Here is a 17,237-nt window from a genome sequence, read left to right as displayed (position 1 = left end):
CCGCCGTTACCTGCGTTGTCCCGACCTGAGAGACTAAGCACATGACCGACGCTGAGTTGACGATCCCAGCAGACCTCAAGCCGGCCGACGGCCGCTTCGGCTGCGGACCCTCGAAGGTCCGCGAAGAGCAGCTCGCCGCCCTCGCCCGGTCCGGTTCCACCTACCTCGGCACCTCGCACCGGCAGAAGCCGGTCAAGTCGCTCGTCGGCCGCGTGCGCGCCGGGCTGTCCGAGCTGTTCTCGCTCCCGGACGGGTACGAGGTCATCCTCGGCAACGGCGGGACGACCGCGTTCTGGGACGCCGCCGCGTTCGGCCTCGTGCGCGAGCGCGCCCAGCACTTCACCTACGGCGAGTTCTCCTCGAAGTTCGCGACCGTCACGAACAAGGCTCCGTTCCTCGGCGAGTCGATCGTGGTGAAGGCCGACCCGGGCAGCGCGCCGGAGATCGCCTATCAGCAGGGTGCGGACCTGGTCGGCTGGGCGCACAACGAGACCTCCACCGGCGTCGCTGTGCCGGTGCGGCGTCCCGAGGGCAGCGACGGCGCGCTGGTCGCGATCGACGCGACGTCCGGCGCCGGCGGTCTCCCGGTCAAGGCCGAGGACTTCGACGTCTACTACTTCGCGCCGCAGAAGTCGTTCGCGTCCGACGGCGGGCTGTGGATCGCGCTCGCCTCGCCCGCCGCGATCGAGCGGATCGGCGAGATCGGCGGCGGCGACCGCTGGATCCCCGAATTCCTGTCGCTCACCACCGCGCTGGACAACTCGCGCAAGGACCAGACCTACAACACCCCCGCCGTCTCCACGCTTTTCCTGCTCGCCGAGCAGATCGAGTGGATGAACGGCCAGGGCGGCCTCGACTGGACCACCTCGCGCACCAAGGAATCCTCGAGCCGGCTGTACGAATGGGCCGAGAAGACCTTGTACACCACGCCGTTCGTGACGAATCCGGAGCTGCGCTCGCAGGTCGTCGGCACGGTCGACTTCGCTGACGAGGTCGACGCCGCCGCGGTCGCGAAGGCGTTGCGCGCCAACGGGATCGTCGACACCGAGCCGTACCGGAAGCTGGGCCGCAACCAGCTGCGCGTCGGCCTGTTCCCGGCGATCGACCCGGACGACGTCACGAAGCTCACCCAGAGCATCGAATACGTCGTGGAACGGCTCGGCTGAACCGAAAACGCGCCGAAACGCCCAAACCGCCCCGCCAGCCCTCCGGCTCGCGGGGCGGTTCGCGTTCATGACCACTCGTTCGTGACAGACCGTGGTCGGCGTGTCACGAGTGTGACCGATCTCCGGCGCGGCGAAAATGGCCGGGAAAGTGCCGTCGGATTGAGTTCGGATGGGTGAGGCGTCGGCGCGCCTCGCACGTCAAGCCGACGCGCCGTTCTAACGTGGGCACCCACAAAGGTGAACACCGGGGAGGCGAGAAATGCGGGCGTTGCGGGTGGTCGGGCTGCACGAGGACGGGAAGTCCCTCGTGCTGGAGGACCCGGCGAGCCGTACCCGCTTCCTGCTCCCGGCCGACGAGAGACTGCGTGCGGCGGCGAGGGGGGACATAGCCCGGCTGGGCCAGATCGAGATCGAGTTGGAGAGCCAGATGCGGCCACGCGAGATCCAGGCGCGAATCCGCGCGGGCGAGTCCGTCGAGCAGGTCGCGAGCAGCGCGGGCGTCTCGACGCAGCGGGTGGAGCGATTCGCTTATCCGGTGCTGCTCGAACGGTCCCGCACGGCGGAACTCGCGCAGTCGGCGCACCCGGTCCGCGAGGACGGGCCCGACGTCCAGACGCTCGGCGAGGTCATCGCCTACGCCTTCGGCGTCCGCGGCCACGACTACAACCAGGCCGCCTGGGACGCCTGGCGCGGCGACGACGGCAAGTGGGTCGTCGTGCTGCGCTGGAAAGCGGGCCGCTCCGACAACCGCGCGCACTGGTCGTTCTCGCCCGGCGCGCACGGCGGAACGGTGCACGCGCTCGACGAGAACGCCGAAGTCCTGCTGAACCCGAACTCCTACGTCGCCCCGCGCACCGTGCGGGCGCTGGCCCCCGCCCGCGATTCGGTGGTGCAGCCGACGCTCGACGCCGTCGAGGAACCGCGCGCCATCGAGGGTCCGGACGAGGGCGACGACGAGACCCGCGAGATCCCGCGTGTCCCGGGCGAGTCCGACGGTGACGAAGCCGAGCAGCCGCGCACGAAGGCGAAGAAGAACCATCCGATCGTGCCGTCCTGGGAGGACGTGCTGCTCGGAGTCCGCACCCAGCGCGGCTGACCTGCCCCGCTTCAAGCGCCCCGATGCCACATTGGGTGCGTCAGATGCACCCAATACCGCATTGGGGTTTCTCGGTAGCTGTGGTGTGCGGCCAGCTCTCCGCTCCTGCCGACGTCTGTGAGGGGAACCCTCCGGATCGTGCCCCCCCGACCTGAGACAGCTTCGGTCCGTGAAGGGCTCCTTGAGGGAATCTGATTCCCTCAAGGAGCCCTTCACGGACTTTCAGCAGGAAAGAAAGCCGCCCAGCGCGGCTCGTCGGCCGGTGCTCGCAGCATCCCGGTACGTGAGGGCCACCCTGAGGGAATCCGATTCCCTCAGGGTGGCCCTCACGGACGGCGGCGGAAGCGCAGCGGTCGGGGTCAGGCGTCCAGCAACGCGGCCAGTTTCTTCGGTGCCACGTGCCGATACGCCTCGCGCACGATCTGGTCCACCTCGGTCCAGTCGACGTCCACATCGAGCCGCACGCCGAGCCATCCGTGCACTCCGACGTAGGGCGGCCGGAAAAACCGCTCCGGCTCGGTGCGCACCAGTTCCTCCTGCACGCCGGGCGGCGCGGGGCACCAGAACGCGAGCTTGTCGTCGTGGTGCCGGTCGGCGAACATCGCGAACGTCTTGCGGCCGCGGACGAACCACGTCGGTTCGCCGTGGCTGAGTCGTTCAGTGGCTTCGGGCAGGGCGAGACAGAGGGCGCGCAACTTGTCGAGCGGAGCCATCGCGTCAGTATCCGCGAGTCAGAACACCGTGGCCAGCACGCCGATCCACGCGAGGGCCAAGCCGCCGCCCGCGCCGTACACCGCCCAGCGCAGGATCGGCACCTTCCGGCCCAGCCACAGGGACGGTGCGACGCCGCCGGTCACCACCAGCGCCGCGATCAGCGCGAGCCACACGCTCGTCTCGCGGGCGAGCGTGGTGGCCAGCGCGAGCATCGCCACGACCACCACCGCGGCCGCGAACACCGACACGGTCAGCCCGGTGAGCCAAGGCGTCGGCTCTTCCCGAGTCCGGGCCCGCGCGGGTTGATCCGGCCGCCGAGGCGGTTCGACCACCGTTTCCACGCCGGTCACCGGGTCGACGAAGCGCACCTCGGTGCCCATCACCGCGGCCAGTCGCGCGGCGAGCTGACGTCCGCGCTGCGACACGACCGAACCGGCGACGTCGACGTCCGAGTCGGAGCGCGCCACCGCCGACGCCACGCGCGCCCACTCGTGCAGGGCTTGCGCCAGCTCGGCACCGATCGCGAGCCGGCGCGGGTCGACCTCTCGCGCGTGCTCGCCGCCCGGCCCGGCGAGCACCGCCTGCTCGCCGCGGATGCGCAGCTCCATCGTGCCCCTCCCCGCAAGAAACGTGCCGGGGGTCACTCTAGTGGGGCGACGCCCGCCGAGACCTCGTGGAACGCGATCGCCGCGGCCGTGGCGACGTTCAGCGAGTCGACCCCGGCCACCATCTCCACGCGGACCGCGACGTCCGCGGCTTCGATCGCCTCGTCCGTCAGCCCCGGCCCCTCGGCGCCGAGCAGCAGCGCGATCGGGCCCGGCACTTTTTCGCGCAATCCGCGCAGCGGTACGGAATCCGCGCGCGGAGTGAGCGCGGCCACCGTAAAACCCCGTGCCCGCAGCACATCCAGGCCGCCGGGCCAGCTGTCGAAAGTCGCGAACGGGACGCGCAGCACGTGTCCCATCGAAACGCGCACACTGCGCCGGTAAAGCGGATCCGAACAACCCGGGCCGAGCAATATCCCGCCGACGCCGAGCGCGGCGGCATTGCGGAAAAGCGCGCCGAGATTCTCGTGATCGCCGACGCCTTCCAGCACGGCCAAAACCTGTGCACTGTCCACGATTTGGGAGACCGTCGGCGGTTCCGGACGATCCGCGACCGCGAGCACCCCGCGATTGAGGTGGAAACCGACGACGTCGGCCATCGTCTCCGCCGACGTCACATACGCGGGCACGTCGACGCCCGCGAGTTCGTCTTCCAATTCCCGCAGCCGTCGCTCCACGCCGAGCAGCGCTCGCACCGGATAGCGCGAAGCAAGCAGCCGCCCGACCACGACGGTTCCCTCGGCGATCACCAGCCCGCGCCCGCCGGGGCGGTCCGGCCGACGGTCCGCTGTGGACAGGTCGCGGAAGTCGTCGAGCCCCGGATGCGCCCGGTCCTCGGTGAAGATCAGTTGAGCCACATCGGACAGTCTCGCACCCGCCCGAACCCGTGCCCACTGGTCCGAACGTGCGAGGCGCTTTAGGGCAAACGGCGTAGTTACGCGCAGGGTCAACCGCCGGTGACGGAGAGCACCAGTTTGGCCGCTAGCCCATGGCGCGGCGCTGTGCGACGGTGGTCTGCCTGGCGTACTAGCCGCCCAGACCACTGCGGACAGCAGCCAAGGAGCGCGTCGAACCATGGGTACGGATCTCTCGGCACACCCCGGCCGGCTCGATCGCGGACGGTACCGCCGGAAGGTCCAGCGATGCCTGGACACCCTGGCCCGGATGCTCACCGACGGGAGCTTTTCCTTTCCCCGCAAGAACATCGGGCTCGAAGTCGAGCTGAACCTGGTGGACGGGCAATTGCGCCCGTCGATGACCAACTCGGTCGTGCTGGAGGCGCTGGACGACGCGTCGTTCACCACCGAACTCGGCCAGCACAACCTGGAACTGAACGTGCCGCCGCGCCCGCTCGCCGGGGATTCCGCGCTGCGCCTGGAAGAAGACCTGCACTCCTACCTCGCGAAAGCGCAGGAGAGCGCGGCGCACACCGGCTCGTCGGTGGCCATGATCGGCATTCTGCCCACGCTGGGAGCGGAGCATTTCGACCAGAAGTGGCTGTCCCACAAAACGCGCTACACGTCGCTGAACGACGAGATCTTCGCCGCCCGCGGCGAGCGGATCGCGCTCGCGATGGACGGCCCCGCATTGCCCGGGGCCCAGCCGGAGCGGCTGCGGCACTACGCGGAGTCCATTCTCCCGGAGGCCGCCTGTACTTCAGTCCAATTGCATCTGCAGGTGGCCCCCGAGGAATTCGCGGCGCATTGGAACGCCGCGCAATGTCTGGCGGGCGTCCAGATCGCGCTCGCCTCGAACTCTCCTTTCCTGCTGGGCAAGGCGCTGTGGCACGAAACCCGGATCCCGTTGTTCCAGCAGGCCACCGACACCCGGCCGGAGGAGCTGAAAAACCAGGGTGTCCGGCCGCGGGTGTGGTTCGGCGAACGGTGGATCACGTCGATCTTCGACCTGTTCGAGGAAAACGTCCGCTATTTCCCCGGACTGCTGCCGGAGACCGATCTCGAGGACCCGATCGAAGCGCTCGAATCCGGCCAGGCGCCAAAACTTTCCGAACTGCGGCTGCACAACGGAACGATTTGGCGGTGGAACCGGCCGGTGTACGACGTCGTCGACGGCCTGCCGCACCTGCGCATCGAAAACCGCGTGCTGCCCGCCGGTCCGACGGTCGCCGACATCGTCGCCAACGCGGCGTTTTTCTACGGCGCCCAACGCGCGCTCGCGGAACAGGACCGGCCGGTCTGGTCGCAGATGTCGTTCCAGGCAGCGGAAGAAAACCTGTACGAGGGCGCGCGCAAGGGTTTCGACGCGCAGCTGTACTGGCCCGGCATCGGCTGGATCCCGCCGGACGAACTGGCCCTGCGCGTCCTGCTGCCGCTGGCGCACGAAGGCCTGCGCCGGTCGGACGTCTCCGACGAAGCCCGGGTGCGCTACCTCGGCATCATCGAACGCCGCTGCCTCGCCCGCCGCAGCGGCGCGGCCTGGCAACGCGACTACGTGCTGCGCGCGCACGAACGCGGAGCAGACCGCGAAACCGCCCTCAACTGGATGCTGCGGCGGTACCTGGAGCTCTCCGAGGCTGGCGAGCCGGTGCACACCTGGCCGCTCGACGACTGAGCCGTTTTCGCGCGGTCCCCTACAGTGTTTCGCACGGGAAGGGGGTGGCGCGCGTGCCGAAGGTGCTGGGCGGTTCGCTCGAAGCGCACCGCCGCGAGGTGCGGTCGCGAGTGTTCGACGTCGTCCGCGCGCAGCTGTACGAGCGCGGGTTCGACGCGATCACGCTCGCCGGCGTCGCCGCGGAGGCCGGGCTCGGCCGCACCGCGATGTACAACCACTTCCCGGACAAGGAGAGCCTGCTCGTCGCGTTCGTGGAGGACGAGTCCGCGCGGTACGTCGAGCGGCTGCGCGCGGCGGTGGACGCGGAACCGGACCCGGTCGCCCAGCTGGCCACGTTCGTCCGGCTGCAGCTGCGCGTGCTGGCCGAACACCACCTTCCGCCGGGCACCGCACTGGAGTCCGCGCTCGCGCCCGCGGCGTATCAGCGGATCAGCGCGCACGCCGACCCGATCATCGAACAGCTTCGCGCGGTACTGCTCGCCGGAGTCGACGCGGGCAGCTGGCCCGCGCAGGACCTCGACGTGGTGGTCCCGATGATCACCGCCGCGCTCGGCAGCCGTCAGGTCATCGATGTGCCCGCTGACCAGCTGGAAGACGCCATCGAGGCTGCCGTGCGGTTCGTCCGGCGAGCGGTCGGCTCGAGTGAAATCCGCTGATTTTAGGGTAGCCTAAGTACCGGTCGTGGCCTACAGTTCTTTCTGACAGCTTGTCAGAAAGAACGTCGGGAGGCCTTTGATGACGGTGACCGCGGACCTCGAAGCCAGCCCGTTCTCCGGACAGCTGCGCGCGTCCACGAGGACGGTCCACGACAAGGCCAACCACTCCACGTACATGAACGCGCTGCTCGGCGGCGAGCTGACGCTGGACGGCTACGCGGCGCTGGCCACCCAGTACTACTTCATCTACGAGGCGATCGAGCGGGCAGGCGACGCGATGGCCGACGATCCGGTCGGCGGCGAGTTCGTGTTCGAGGAGCTGCGCCGGCTGCCCGCGCTGGAACGCGACCTCGCCCGCCTGGTCGGCCCCGGCTGGCGCACCGAGATCGCCCCGCTCGCCGCGACCGAGGCCTACACCGCGCGGATCGCCGAGGCGGCTCGCTGGTCCGGCGGGTTCGTGGCGCATCACTACACGCGCTACCTCGGCGACATCGCCGGCGGCCAGATCATCCGGCGGCTGCTGGAGAAGAAGTTCGACCTCGCCGAGGCGGGCACGCTCTTCTACCGCTTCGACGAGATCGGCAGCGCCCCGGCGTTCCGCGACCGCTACCGCGCGAAGCTCGACGAGGCGCCGTGGAGCGAGGACGACCGCGCCCGGGTGATCGACGAATCCGTGGTCGCGTTCGAGCACAACGTGGCAGTGTTCGACGAGCTGGCCCTCGACCTCGCGCGGTACCGAGACCCGGCGGCATGAGCCGGGTCACAGCGGGTTGACCTCCACCTAGCTCGAAGTACGAGGCTCGGTTTCAGAAGGCTCCCGCGAGGGAAGCCGCCTAGCACAACCGCGCGTCGACCAGAAGGAGGGCCCATGGCCCGGTACGAGCTGCCCGAACTCGATTACGACTACGGCGCTCTCGCGCCCTACATTTCGGGCGAGATCAACGAGCTGCACCACAGCAAGCACCACGCGACCTACGTGAAGGGCGCGAACGACACGCTGGACAAGCTCGCCGCCGCGCGGGAGGCGGGCGACTTCGGCTCGATCGTGGGCTTGGAGACGACGCTGGCGTTCAACCTGGCCGGGCACGCCAACCACGTGGTGTGGTGGAAGATCCTCTCGCCGGAAGGCGGGGACAAGCCGACCGGCGAGCTGGCCGCGGCGATCGACGAGGCGTTCGGCTCGTTCGACAAGTTCAAGGCCCAGTTCACCGCGGTGTCCACCACGATCCAGGGCAACGGGTGGGGCGCGCTGTCGTGGGACCCGATCGGCAAGACGCTGATCACCCAGCAGCTGCGCGACCACCACAACAACCTGATCCTGCCGACCGTGCCGATCCTGCTGGTCGACGTGTGGGAGCACGCGTTCTACCTGGACTACAAGAACGTGAAGCCGGACTACGTCAACGCCCTGTGGAACATCTTCAACTGGGCCGAGATCAGCAAGCGCTTCGACAACGCCGTCGCCGGCGGCAACGGCCTCCTGCTCGGCTGAGGCCAGCGGCACCCGGGGTCCGGCCTGGCGACAGGCCGGACCCCGTTTTTTCGCTTGACCTGGAGTGCACTGGAGGTGTGAGAGTGGAACCCATGGACGTCGACGCTTACCTCGCTCGCCTGGACCTGCCGGTGCCTCCGGCGGCTGACCTGGCCGCGCTGCGCCTGCTGCAGGAGCGGCACCTGATGCACGTCCCGTTCGAGAACCTCAGCGTGCACCTCGGGGAACCCATTGAACTCACCGAAGAAGCGCTCTTCGACAAGCTCGTGCGCCACCATCGGGGCGGATTCTGCTACGAGCTGAACGGTCTTTTCGCCGCCCTGCTGCGAGAGCTGGGCTTCGCCGCGACGCTGCACGCGGCTCGCGTTTTCAACGACGCCGGGGTGCCCGGACCGCCGCTCGACCACGCCGCCATCCTCGTCCAACTCGGCGACGAGCAGTACCTGGTGGACGTCGGCTTCGGCAAGTTCAGCCGGCAGCCGCTCGCGCTGTCCGCGGTCGAGCCGCAGAGCGATCCAGAGGGCGAATACCTCCTCCTGGACGCCCCGTACGGCGACGTGGACGTCCTGCGCGACGGCAAGCCCGAGTACCGCCTCGAGCGCCGCCCACGGCAGCTGTCGGACTTCGCGCCGATGGCGTGGTGGCAGTCGACGTCGCCGCAGTCGCACTTCACGCAGACCCTCACGTGCTCGCGCCCGACCGCCCAGGGCCGCGTGACGCTGTCCGGCGACCGGCTGATCGAGACGGTCGACGGCGTGCGCCACGAGGTGCTGCTGCCGAACGACGATGCCGTGCGGGTGGCCTACCACGTGTACTTCGGCCTGCGGCTGCGCCGGCTCCCGATGCGGCCCGGCGAGCATCCGCTGGAGACCCCGACCCCGCACCCGTCCTGACGCTCACCCCGTGAACGGCCTTGCCCTCGCGGGGAAGAGCCCCGACCATGAACAGAGCCCCGCGTCCCGGGGTTCCCAGGTCGCGGGGCTCTGTCCGTTCCCGAACTGACTGCCGCTCCCACCACGAAGCGGACATGTATGAGGTTAGCCTAACCTCACCAACAGAGGCAAGCCCGTCCCAGCGGAGACCTCAGTCTCACCCTCCCGAGTGACGACTTTCGGCGGTCTCCGCTGCCTTCGGACAGCCATTTCCCCAGGTCAGACCCGTTCCCGCGACAGGATCCGCAGGCCGTTGCCGAGCCTCCGGGGCATCCGGACGCCGCCGCGCCGGATCAGCACCACCGCGCACACCACCGCCGCGATCGCCGAAATCGCGCCGCCGATGTAGAACGGCGACCGGCCGCCGAACGCGTCGGCCATCCAGCCGGTCATCGGCCCGCCGATCGGGTTGCCGCCGATCAGCACCAGCACGTAGATGCCCATCACGCGGCCGCGCATCTCCGGCGGCACCGACGTCTGCACCAGCGCGTTCGCCGTGTTCAGGAAGGTGATCGTGGCGAACCCGAGCGGGATCAGCCCGATCCCGAACGCCAGGTACGTCGGCATGAACGCGGTGACGAACTCGAACACCCCGAGCAGCGCCGCCGACACCAGCATCAGCCGCACCCGGGGACGGCTCTTCACCCCGCGCCGGGCCGACGCCAGCGCGCCGGTGAAGGTGCCGACCGCGACGAGCGTCGACAACAGGCCGTACCCGTCGGCTTGGGTGTGGAAGACGTTCGCGGCGACGATCGGCAGCGACGTGAAGTAGGTGATGCCGAACGTGCTGACGAAGAACATCAGCACCATGACGGTCACCAGGTCCGGCCGTCCGCGCACGTAGCGCAGGCCCTCCACGAGCTGGCCCTTGGCGCGCGGGATCGCCGGGCCGCGGAACAGCTTCGCCGGGTTCATCAGCGCGACGCCGGTGATCACCGCGAGCGTGCTCGCCGCGTTCGCGATGAACAGCCAGCCGGTGCCGACCCAGGTGATCGCGAACCCGGCGATGGCCGGTCCGACGATGCGGGCCATGTTGAAGATCGACGAGTTGAGCGCGACCGCGTTCGCCACCTGGTCCCGGCCGACCATCTCGGCGACGAACGACTGCCGCGTCGGCACCTCGATCGCCGAGGTCGTCCCGAGCATCACGCACAGCAGGTAGACGTGCCAGAGCTGGGCGACGCCGGTCAGGTCGAGCACGCCGAGCAGCACGGCCTGCAGGCAGTTCGCCGCCTGGATGAGCATCAGCAGCTTGCGCTTGTCGACCCGGTCGGCGAGCACGCCCGCCCACAGCGACAGCAGCACGGTCGGGATGAACTGCAGCGCGACCGCGACGCCGAGCGCCACCGGGTCGTTGCCCGACAGCGTGAACACCAGCCAGTCCTGGGCGATGCGCTGCATCCAGGTGCCGATGTTCGAGATGACCTGGCCGCTGAAGAAGAGCCGGTAGTTCCGCACGCGCAGCGACGAGAACATCGTGCGGCGGGTCTTGGCTTCCGGGGATTCCGCGGCGGAAGACGATTTCCCGGCCGGGACGGAAGAGGGGTCGGGTGGAGCGGAACTGGACGGCGGCGGTGCCGTGTCCCGGGTAGCAGTGGATTGGGCCGGACATCCTGTTTCGCTACCCGTGGTGGTCACCTGTGCTAGTTCCCCGCCATCCTGTCGATGATCTCCGCGGCTCGGGAGAGCACTTCGAGCTCTTCCTCGCCGAGTTCGGCCAGTTGCCGGTCCAGCCACGCCTCCCGCACCGAGATGGCCTTGCGCACGAACGTGAGCCCGTCGTCGGACAGCTCGACGATGGCCTGGCGGCCATCAGTCGGGTGCGGCCTGCGCTCGACGAACCCCATCTCCTCGAGCGCGGCGATGACCCTCGTCATCGAGGGCGGCTGGACGCCTTCCTTCGCGGCGAGCTGACCGGGGGTCAGCGGGCCGCACTTGTGCAGGGTGGACAACGCCGCGATCTGCGTGAGCGACACGTCGTCAGCCACCCGCTGTGCCCGGAGACGGCGGTTGAGCCGCACCACCGCGAGACGCAAGCGGCTCGCCAGGGAACGCTCGTGCGGGTCGCCGGACATATAGTTAGCATACCTCACGACCTGCGCCCGGTATCTACGCCGGTCAGCTGAGTGCGGCCTGGATCGGCCCGACGGCGAAGTAGGCCACGAACGCCACCGCGATCACCCACATCAGCGGGTGCACCTTGCGGGCCTTGCCGGTGACCGCCTGGATCACGACGTAGCTGACGAATCCGGCGCCGATGCCGTTGGCGATCGAGTACGTGAACGGCATGACGACGATGGTCAGGAACGCGGGCAGCGCGATCTTGAAATCGGTGAAGTCGATGTCGCGGACCTGCGCCATCATCAGCGCCCCGACCACGACCAGCGCCGGAGCCGCCGCCTCGACCGGCACGACCTGGTACAGCGGGGTCAGGAACATCGCGGCGATGAACAGCAGACCGGTCACGACGTTCGCCAGACCGGTCCGCGCGCCCTCCGCGATACCCGATGCGGATTCCACGAACACCGTGTTCGAGCTGGCCGAGCCGAACCCGCCGGCCGCGCCCGCGAGGCCCTCGACGAACAACGCCTTGCCGACGTTCGGCAGCTGCCCGTCCTTGCCGACCAGTCCCGCTTCCTTGCCGAGGCCGGTCATCGTGCCCATGGCGTCGAAGAAGTCCGCGAGCACGAGGGTGAAGACGAGCAGCACCACGGTGATGATCGGCAGCCGGGTCCACGCGCCGAACGACACGTCGCCGACCAGCGACAGGTCCGGGAGGCCGATGACCTTGCTCGGCAGCGCCGGGTAGCCGAGGTTCCAGCCCTTCGGGTCGGTGCCGTTCGACGGCCCGGCCTTCACGATCGCCTCGACCACGATCGCGAGGACCGTCGAGCCGAGCACGCCGATCAGGATCGCGCCCTTGACCTTCTTGGCCACGAGCACCGCGGTGAGCAGCAGGCCGACGACGAACACCGCGGTCGGCCACGAGGCGATGGAACCGCCGATGCCGAGCCCGACCGGCACCGTGGTGTGCGCGTCGTCCGGCAGCCTGCGCACGAATCCGGCGTCGACCAGGCCGATCAGGCAGATGAACAGCCCGATGCCGACCGCGATCGCGGATTTGAGCGCGGGCGGCAGCGCGCGGAACACCGCGGTGCGGAAGCCGGTGAGCACGAGCAGGACGATGATCACGCCCTCGATGACCACCAGGCCCATCGCCTCCGGCCAGCTCATCTGCGGCGCGATGGTGACCGCGAGCAGGCTGTTGATGCCGAGCCCGGTCGCGATGCCGAACGGATAGTTCGCGACGAGCCCCATCAGGATCGTCAGCACGCCCGCGACCAGCGCGGTCACCGCCGCTACCTGCGGCACCGGGAGGATGTGCCCGAGCACGTCCTTGTGCGCGGACGGGGTGTCGGCCGCGAAACTGCCGATGATCAGCGGGTTGAGGACCACGATGTAGGCCATCGTCACGAACGTGACCACGCCGCCGCGGATCTCCCGCCCGGTGCTCGACCCGCGTTCGCTGATCCGGAAGAAGCGGTCCAGTGTGGACCCCGCCCGCTCGCGCTGCTCCGCCATTTCCCCGCCTGTCTCGCTGTTTCCGTCCGGGTAAGCTCTGGCCCGTGGAAGAACCGACCAGCGCCCCGGACACTCCGGCCGCCCTGCGGCACACGCCGGACCTGCCGAAGCGGCTCACCGACCTGACGCCGGTGGTGATCGTAGGTACTGCGCTCTGGCTTGTCGCGCTCGTGGTGCTTTTCTTCACCAGCGAGGGCGTGTGGGTGCAGACGTGCCTCGCCGGGATCGCGCTGGGGTTCATCGGGTTCGGGATTATTTTCTGGCAACGCGCGGCGGCTCGGCGCGGGTCCAAATCGGCGCAGCGGCTTTAGGGCTCGTCAGTTCAGCATGGTGCGCGGCGCGGGATCTTCCAGCAGCGCCGTGATGCGATAACGCTCGCCCCACCGATCACTCGCCCACGCGAACGCGCGCGCCAACCCCTCGGACGTGTCCGCCGCGTGCAGTCGACCGCCACCGTGAGCGGACCGTGCCACAGCGTCCTCCGTCCGGCGACGCGAAGCTGGTCCGCGGCGCAGCGGCTTTAGGGCTCGTCAGTTCAGCATGGTCCGCGGCGCCGGGTCTTCCAGCAGCGCCGTGATGCGATAACGCTCGCCCCACCGATCACTCGCCCACGCGAACGCGCGCGCCAACCCCTCGGACGTGTCCGCCGCGTGCAGTCGGTCGTCTGACCACCACGGCACCTCCGCCGAAGCACCCTCGATCGTCACCGTGAGCGGGTCGTGCAGCAGCACTCCGCCGTCCGGCAGCGTGATGCCGAGTTGGTCCGCGGCGAGCGCGAGGGCGGGCAGGTCGGCCCACGCGACGTACTCGCCGGTGCTCTCGACCTCGGCTTTCAGGCTGCTCGCGACGGGGACGTCGAGGAGTTCCGCCAGCCGCTCCGGATCCGCGGGCGCGACGAGGATCTTCGCCGGGTCCAGGGCAGCCGCGACCCATGGCACGTCCAGCACCACGGCTTCCTCGACGACGCTCCCGTCCGCCCCGCGGACTCGGGCGGGGGCGTCGACGTCGGAGATGTCGATCGGTGCGGCCACCAACGCCGCGTGTGCGCGGGCGACCAAGCCCGGGGTCGGCGTCCGTTGCGGGTCGCCGAGTCGTTCGAGCAGGTCGGTGACGTCTTCCGCGGTCTCCAGGTCCAGTCCGGTCCGGACGCCGACGGCGCGGAGCAGATCGTCGCTCAACTCGAGGTCGGGGACCGGGTCGTACAGGCCCGCCAGTGCGGTCGCCGAAGCGAGCCGCCACGCGCCGGGGGCTTCGCCGGCCAGCAGGGCGTACCGCGCGAGCCACCAGCCCGCGTGGCCGTCCGGGCTGTGCAGTGCCTGCCATGTTTCCGGACGGGACGCGATCAGGCGGAGCGCGTCCGGCCAGGCGTCGTCCGCGACGAGGTCGAGGTCGCGAATGGACACGACCGTCGTCGGCGGCTGCTCGAACGAATCCCACCACTGCTCTTCGTCCGGCAGGTGGTGGTCGGGTTCGTGCGGATCCTCGTCCAGCCCGACCGCGAACGAATCGAGCACCTTCGCCGCGACGAGGGTTCCCGTCGGCCAGTCTTCGGCGAATTCCTCGTCCAGCACGGAAAGCGCGCCGCCGGGCTCGAACACCTCGGGGTCGATGACGTCCAGCAACGGCGACGTCGGCAGCACCAGTTCGTCCGCGCGCCGCCAGCCGTCCTCCGCGGGCAGCGCCAGCGCGCCGATCCACTCCGGCGCCTGATCGCCGCAATCGGTGACCAGCCGGAGCACCGCGCCCGCGAGGTTCATTCCGTCCAAACCGGACTGAACGTCGGCGACACTGTGCTCGACCGCGTACTGCAGCTGTTCCGCTTCGAGCAGCTGCCGCGCGTCCGCGTGCTTGGCTCCTAACAGTTCCAGCAACTGATGCGCCGCACCTGGGTGCACGAGCCGGAGGCCGGGAACGTCCACATCGGACAGAAGTTCGCGGAGTTCGCTGCTGCCGTCGACGAGCAGCGCGCCCTTGACGCCCGGCAACGTCCGCCCGTCCGACAGCGGGACCGGCAGTCCGTCGAGCTGATTCGCGCTGAGCGCGTGACTCTCGACCGCGACCGCCAGCTCCGCGTACAGCTTCTGCCACCAGCCGGGTTCGCGATCGATGCCAGTCAGGACTTCGAGGACGTCGCCGATGCCGAGGATGTGCGCGGAGACCGGCTTGAGCAGCCGGGGATTCGCTTGCACCAAGCCCGGGATGACGTCGGCCAGCAGCGGAGCCAGCCCGTCGACGTCGAGCACCCGCGCCTGCTGTCCGGAGACTTCCTGACCGTCCACAGTGGCCAGCCAGGGTTCCTGCGCGAGCGAGGTGTAAACCAGGTCTTTCAGCTGTGAGTCCACAGTGGACAGCGGGAATCCCGCGGCGGGGACCAAGGTTGGCCGGTGTTCCGCTTTGACCGCCCGGACCAGTTCGACGTATTCACTCGCCGCCCTCTCCAGCGCGCGAGTGAGCTCCGCGCCGGGAAGCACCCGGCGGCGAGACGGCTCCAGCGGCACTTCGGCAATCAACCGGGCCGGGAGCGAAAGGCCTTCGTCGGTTGGCGTCGGCGCGTGCAGCACATCGTCTTCGAGCGGCTGCGGGACGCCGTCGGCGTCGACCGGAACGGCCCAGACTCCGTGCTTCAGCCACCGTCGTTGCCCGGTCGGCGAAGTGATCTCGACGGTCTCGTCGCCGCTTCGAGTCCACTTGCGACCGTCCACTTCGGCCTCGGCGAGCCACGGCAGGGCCAGCAGGAGGTCTTCGATCTCGTTCGCCAGACCGTCGAGCAGGCCTTGCCCGGATTCCTTCAGCGGCAACCGCACTTCGGTGGCGAATCCGGCAGGCGGCTGTTCCGTGACGGGAAACGGCAGCCGCAGCACCGGAACGTCGCCGTCCCGGCCGGATTCCTCCCGGGTGCGCTGCGCGGAAAACGCGACCCCGCCCGAGGTCGAAACGACCCGGGGCTCGTCGGTGACGGTCAGCACGGCCGCGAATCCGACTCCGAACCGGCCGACGGTCCCTTCCTTGGCCGACGCCCGCAACGACGCTAGCGATTCGACCCCTCGGGTGTCCAGCGGCGCGCCGGTGTTGGCGAACCGCAGTTCACCGTCCACAACGGACACCCGGATCCGCCCCGGTTCGCCCGCGATCTGCGCGGCGTCGGCGGCGTTCTGCGCGAGTTCGACGAACAACCGGTCGCGGTAAGCGCCGACGCGCAGGTCGCGTTCCGAGTTGGTGTCCTCGGTGAAGCGGGTGGGCGAATCGCGCCAGGCGCTCAGCGCCGCTTCCCGCAGCCGGACTGTCCCGAAAGGATCAGCCGCTCCCCCAGCGACTTCGTTCACCGGAGGACATCGCTCCCGTCGGAGTCGTCCTCGCCCGAAGTCGCATCAGAAGCGTCCGGAGCAACGGCCTCGACGACCACTTCGGCAGCAGTGCCCGCCGCCGAAGCCTCGACGACGTCCGGCTCCTTCGCCGCAGACTCCTCCGCCGCGTCCGAAGCCGGCTCGGCAGCCACCTCGACGGCAGCTTCCTCGACCGCCACCTCCGCGGCCGCCTCCGGCTCCACCGCCGCGACCTCAGCGGTCTCCTCGGCCGCCGCGGCCGCCGCCTCTTCCACCACCGCCGGGTCCGCGGCGACGCTCGGTTCCGGAGCCGGCTCCGGAGCGGGCGTGAAGTCGATCAGCGAATCGTCGTAAACCAGCTCCGCGACCGGGACCGAGGACGTCACCTCGACCCGTACCTCGGAGTGCGCCCCACATCCGTAAGCCACGTCCACGACGTGCCCGTCCGCGGGCGCGATGTCGTTCGTGCACGCCCCGAAGGCGCCGCGCAGCGACCCGGCCAGCGGCACGAAGAACCCACAGGTCCCGCAGGTCGCGGGCGCGCTACGGGCCATGTCCGAACGCGGGCCGAACTCGCCGCCGTGCCAGCGAGCGGCCGCGTCGAGCCTGCCGTAGCGCGAAAGCACGTGCACCCGGCCGAGGCCGACCTCGTGCGCCGCTTCCTCGACGGCCGGGTCGTCCGACTGGAGGTACGCGGGCGAGAGGCGCGGGTCGTCCTTGTCCGCGGGGAACAGGTCGCCGACGCCGAGGTCCCCGGCGCGCACCCGCTGCTCCCACGGCACCCACGCGGGCGCGACCAGGGCCTCCGGGCCCGGCTGCAGCACCAGTTCGCTCACCGTGACCGGCTCGTCCGGCCCGGCCACCGCGACGGTGACCGACCAGCGCCAGCCGCGGTATCCGGGCACCGAGGCTTCGAAGAGGTGGCTCGCGGAGACCGCGTCCTCGCGTTCCACTCCGACGTGCTCGCCGACCTGGTCAGCGGGTGCTTCCGCCAGCACGGCCTCCCGCGCGGCCTCGACAGCGTCCGCGAGCTTCCGGTGGAGAGAGCCGTCGTCCAGGGTCAACAGCAGCGTCATACCCCCAATTGTGCCGCACGCATC

At 69.7% G+C, this 17,237-nt stretch carries 17 protein-coding genes; 8 read left to right on the top strand and 9 right to left on the bottom strand.

All coding sequences use genetic code 11. The features are described 5' to 3' along the window. The first annotated feature begins 41 nt into the window (after nt 1–41). Nucleotides 42–1,166 carry a phosphoserine transaminase gene (serC, locus tag DMP23_RS38400; RefSeq protein WP_337823918.1) on the top strand — a complete coding sequence of 375 codons (1,125 nt, stop codon included), beginning with the start codon at nt 42–44 and terminating at the stop codon, nt 1,164–1,166. A gap of 259 nt (nt 1,167–1,425) precedes the next feature. Then, nucleotides 1,426–2,262, top strand: a complete 837-nt coding sequence (gene sepH / locus DMP23_RS38395) for a septation protein SepH (RefSeq protein WP_037819957.1) — start codon at nt 1,426–1,428, stop codon at nt 2,260–2,262. Nucleotides 2,263–2,621: 359 nt separating this feature from the next. Here sepH and DMP23_RS38390 read toward each other — a convergent pair whose 3' ends face one another. Genes DMP23_RS38390 through DMP23_RS38380 form a run of 3 tightly spaced genes read right to left on the bottom strand, consistent with a single transcriptional unit; the run spans nt 2,622 to nt 4,438 of the window. Next, on the bottom strand, nt 2,622–2,975 hold the full coding sequence (locus tag DMP23_RS38390) for an MmcQ/YjbR family DNA-binding protein (RefSeq protein WP_037819959.1): 354 nt from the start codon (nt 2,973–2,975) through the stop codon (nt 2,622–2,624). Nucleotides 2,976–2,993: 18 nt separating this feature from the next. Beyond that, nucleotides 2,994–3,584, bottom strand: a complete 591-nt coding sequence (locus DMP23_RS38385; protein ID WP_037819961.1) for a DUF2537 domain-containing protein — start codon at nt 3,582–3,584, stop codon at nt 2,994–2,996. A gap of 32 nt (nt 3,585–3,616) precedes the next feature. Further along, nucleotides 3,617–4,438, bottom strand: a complete 822-nt coding sequence (locus tag DMP23_RS38380; protein WP_037819964.1) for a TrmH family RNA methyltransferase — start codon at nt 4,436–4,438, stop codon at nt 3,617–3,619. Nucleotides 4,439–4,655: 217 nt separating this feature from the next. Here DMP23_RS38380 and DMP23_RS38375 point away from each other — a divergent pair, with 217 nt between their 5' ends. From DMP23_RS38375 to DMP23_RS38355, 5 genes are all read left to right on the top strand, one after another. Then, nucleotides 4,656–6,152, top strand: a complete 1,497-nt coding sequence (locus DMP23_RS38375) for a glutamate-cysteine ligase family protein (RefSeq protein ID WP_037819966.1) — start codon at nt 4,656–4,658, stop codon at nt 6,150–6,152. A gap of 53 nt (nt 6,153–6,205) precedes the next feature. Beyond that, a complete protein-coding gene (locus DMP23_RS38370) occupies nt 6,206–6,808 on the top strand; it encodes a TetR/AcrR family transcriptional regulator (protein ID WP_337823917.1) in 603 nt (200 codons plus the stop codon). 79 nt (nt 6,809–6,887) lie between these two features. After that, nucleotides 6,888–7,562: a biliverdin-producing heme oxygenase gene (locus DMP23_RS38365; protein WP_238604076.1), complete on the top strand. Its 675-nt coding sequence runs from the start codon at nt 6,888–6,890 to the stop codon at nt 7,560–7,562. A 114-nt stretch (nt 7,563–7,676) separates the two neighbouring features. Beyond that, nucleotides 7,677–8,300 (top strand): superoxide dismutase, encoded by a 624-nt coding sequence (locus tag DMP23_RS38360; RefSeq protein WP_337823916.1) that lies wholly within the window; start codon nt 7,677–7,679, stop codon nt 8,298–8,300. 92 nt (nt 8,301–8,392) lie between these two features. After that, on the top strand, nt 8,393–9,193 hold the full coding sequence (locus DMP23_RS38355; RefSeq protein WP_337823915.1) for an arylamine N-acetyltransferase family protein: 801 nt from the start codon (nt 8,393–8,395) through the stop codon (nt 9,191–9,193). A gap of 258 nt (nt 9,194–9,451) precedes the next feature. On the opposite strand, the gene DMP23_RS38350 is transcribed toward DMP23_RS38355, so the two are convergent. From DMP23_RS38350 to DMP23_RS38340, 3 genes are all read right to left on the bottom strand, one after another. Beyond that, nucleotides 9,452–10,708: an MFS transporter gene (locus DMP23_RS38350; protein WP_337823914.1), complete on the bottom strand. Its 1,257-nt coding sequence runs from the start codon at nt 10,706–10,708 to the stop codon at nt 9,452–9,454. 167 nt (nt 10,709–10,875) lie between these two features. Further along, on the bottom strand, nt 10,876–11,307 hold the full coding sequence (locus DMP23_RS38345) for a MarR family winged helix-turn-helix transcriptional regulator (protein WP_037807762.1): 432 nt from the start codon (nt 11,305–11,307) through the stop codon (nt 10,876–10,878). Nucleotides 11,308–11,350: 43 nt separating this feature from the next. Beyond that, a complete protein-coding gene (locus DMP23_RS38340; protein ID WP_337823913.1) occupies nt 11,351–12,814 on the bottom strand; it encodes an NCS2 family permease in 1,464 nt (487 codons plus the stop codon). A gap of 83 nt (nt 12,815–12,897) precedes the next feature. Between DMP23_RS38340 and DMP23_RS38335 the strand changes: the two genes are divergently transcribed. Continuing rightward, the gene (locus tag DMP23_RS38335; protein WP_037809264.1) at nt 12,898–13,125 is read left to right on the top strand and encodes a DUF2530 domain-containing protein; all 228 of its coding nucleotides are present in this window, start codon (nt 12,898–12,900) and stop codon (nt 13,123–13,125) included. Between the two features lie 6 nt (nt 13,126–13,131). Here DMP23_RS38335 and DMP23_RS38330 read toward each other — a convergent pair whose 3' ends face one another. From DMP23_RS38330 to DMP23_RS38320, 3 genes are read right to left on the bottom strand one after another with little or no spacing between them, the layout of a single operon-like run. Further along, nucleotides 13,132–13,287: a hypothetical protein gene (locus DMP23_RS38330; protein ID WP_158714410.1), complete on the bottom strand. Its 156-nt coding sequence runs from the start codon at nt 13,285–13,287 to the stop codon at nt 13,132–13,134. Nucleotides 13,288–13,344: 57 nt separating this feature from the next. Then, nucleotides 13,345–16,137, bottom strand: coding sequence for a sacsin N-terminal ATP-binding-like domain-containing protein (locus DMP23_RS38325; RefSeq protein WP_337823912.1), 2,793 nt, complete (start codon nt 16,135–16,137; stop codon nt 13,345–13,347). Further along, nucleotides 16,134–17,213: a DUF3027 domain-containing protein gene (locus DMP23_RS38320; RefSeq protein WP_238604071.1), complete on the bottom strand. Its 1,080-nt coding sequence runs from the start codon at nt 17,211–17,213 to the stop codon at nt 16,134–16,136. The genes DMP23_RS38325 and DMP23_RS38320 overlap by 4 nt, the downstream gene beginning before the upstream one ends. Nucleotides 17,214–17,237: the final 24 nt, after the last annotated feature.

Source organism: Amycolatopsis sp. A1MSW2902 (assembly GCF_017312175.1).
GTDB classification, from domain to species: domain Bacteria; phylum Actinomycetota; class Actinomycetes; order Mycobacteriales; family Pseudonocardiaceae; genus Amycolatopsis; species Amycolatopsis nivea.
This window is presented reverse-complemented; position numbering and strand designations above follow the sequence as displayed.

What these genes read in the sequence shown, in the direction of transcription:
- DMP23_RS38360 (WP_337823916.1), top strand. Translation starts at nt 7,677, where the DNA reads ATGGCCCGGTACGAGCTGCCCGAACTCGATTACGACTACGGCGCTCTC.
- serC (WP_337823918.1), top strand. Translation starts at nt 42, where the DNA reads ATGACCGACGCTGAGTTGACGATCCCAGCAGACCTCAAGCCGGCCGAC.
- DMP23_RS38355 (WP_337823915.1), top strand. Translation starts at nt 8,393, where the DNA reads ATGGACGTCGACGCTTACCTCGCTCGCCTGGACCTGCCGGTGCCTCCG.
- sepH (WP_037819957.1), top strand. Translation starts at nt 1,426, where the DNA reads ATGCGGGCGTTGCGGGTGGTCGGGCTGCACGAGGACGGGAAGTCCCTC.
- DMP23_RS38385 (WP_037819961.1), bottom strand. Translation starts at nt 3,584, where the DNA reads ATGGAGCTGCGCATCCGCGGCGAGCAGGCGGTGCTCGCCGGGCCGGGC.
- DMP23_RS38340 (WP_337823913.1), bottom strand. Translation starts at nt 12,814, where the DNA reads ATGGCGGAGCAGCGCGAGCGGGCGGGGTCCACACTGGACCGCTTCTTC.
- DMP23_RS38320 (WP_238604071.1), bottom strand. Translation starts at nt 17,213, where the DNA reads ATGACGCTGCTGTTGACCCTGGACGACGGCTCTCTCCACCGGAAGCTC.
- DMP23_RS38375 (WP_037819966.1), top strand. Translation starts at nt 4,656, where the DNA reads ATGGGTACGGATCTCTCGGCACACCCCGGCCGGCTCGATCGCGGACGG.
- DMP23_RS38390 (WP_037819959.1), bottom strand. Translation starts at nt 2,975, where the DNA reads ATGGCTCCGCTCGACAAGTTGCGCGCCCTCTGTCTCGCCCTGCCCGAA.
- DMP23_RS38345 (WP_037807762.1), bottom strand. Translation starts at nt 11,307, where the DNA reads ATGTCCGGCGACCCGCACGAGCGTTCCCTGGCGAGCCGCTTGCGTCTC.
- DMP23_RS38350 (WP_337823914.1), bottom strand. Translation starts at nt 10,708, where the DNA reads ATGTTCTCGTCGCTGCGCGTGCGGAACTACCGGCTCTTCTTCAGCGGC.
- DMP23_RS38365 (WP_238604076.1), top strand. Translation starts at nt 6,888, where the DNA reads ATGACGGTGACCGCGGACCTCGAAGCCAGCCCGTTCTCCGGACAGCTG.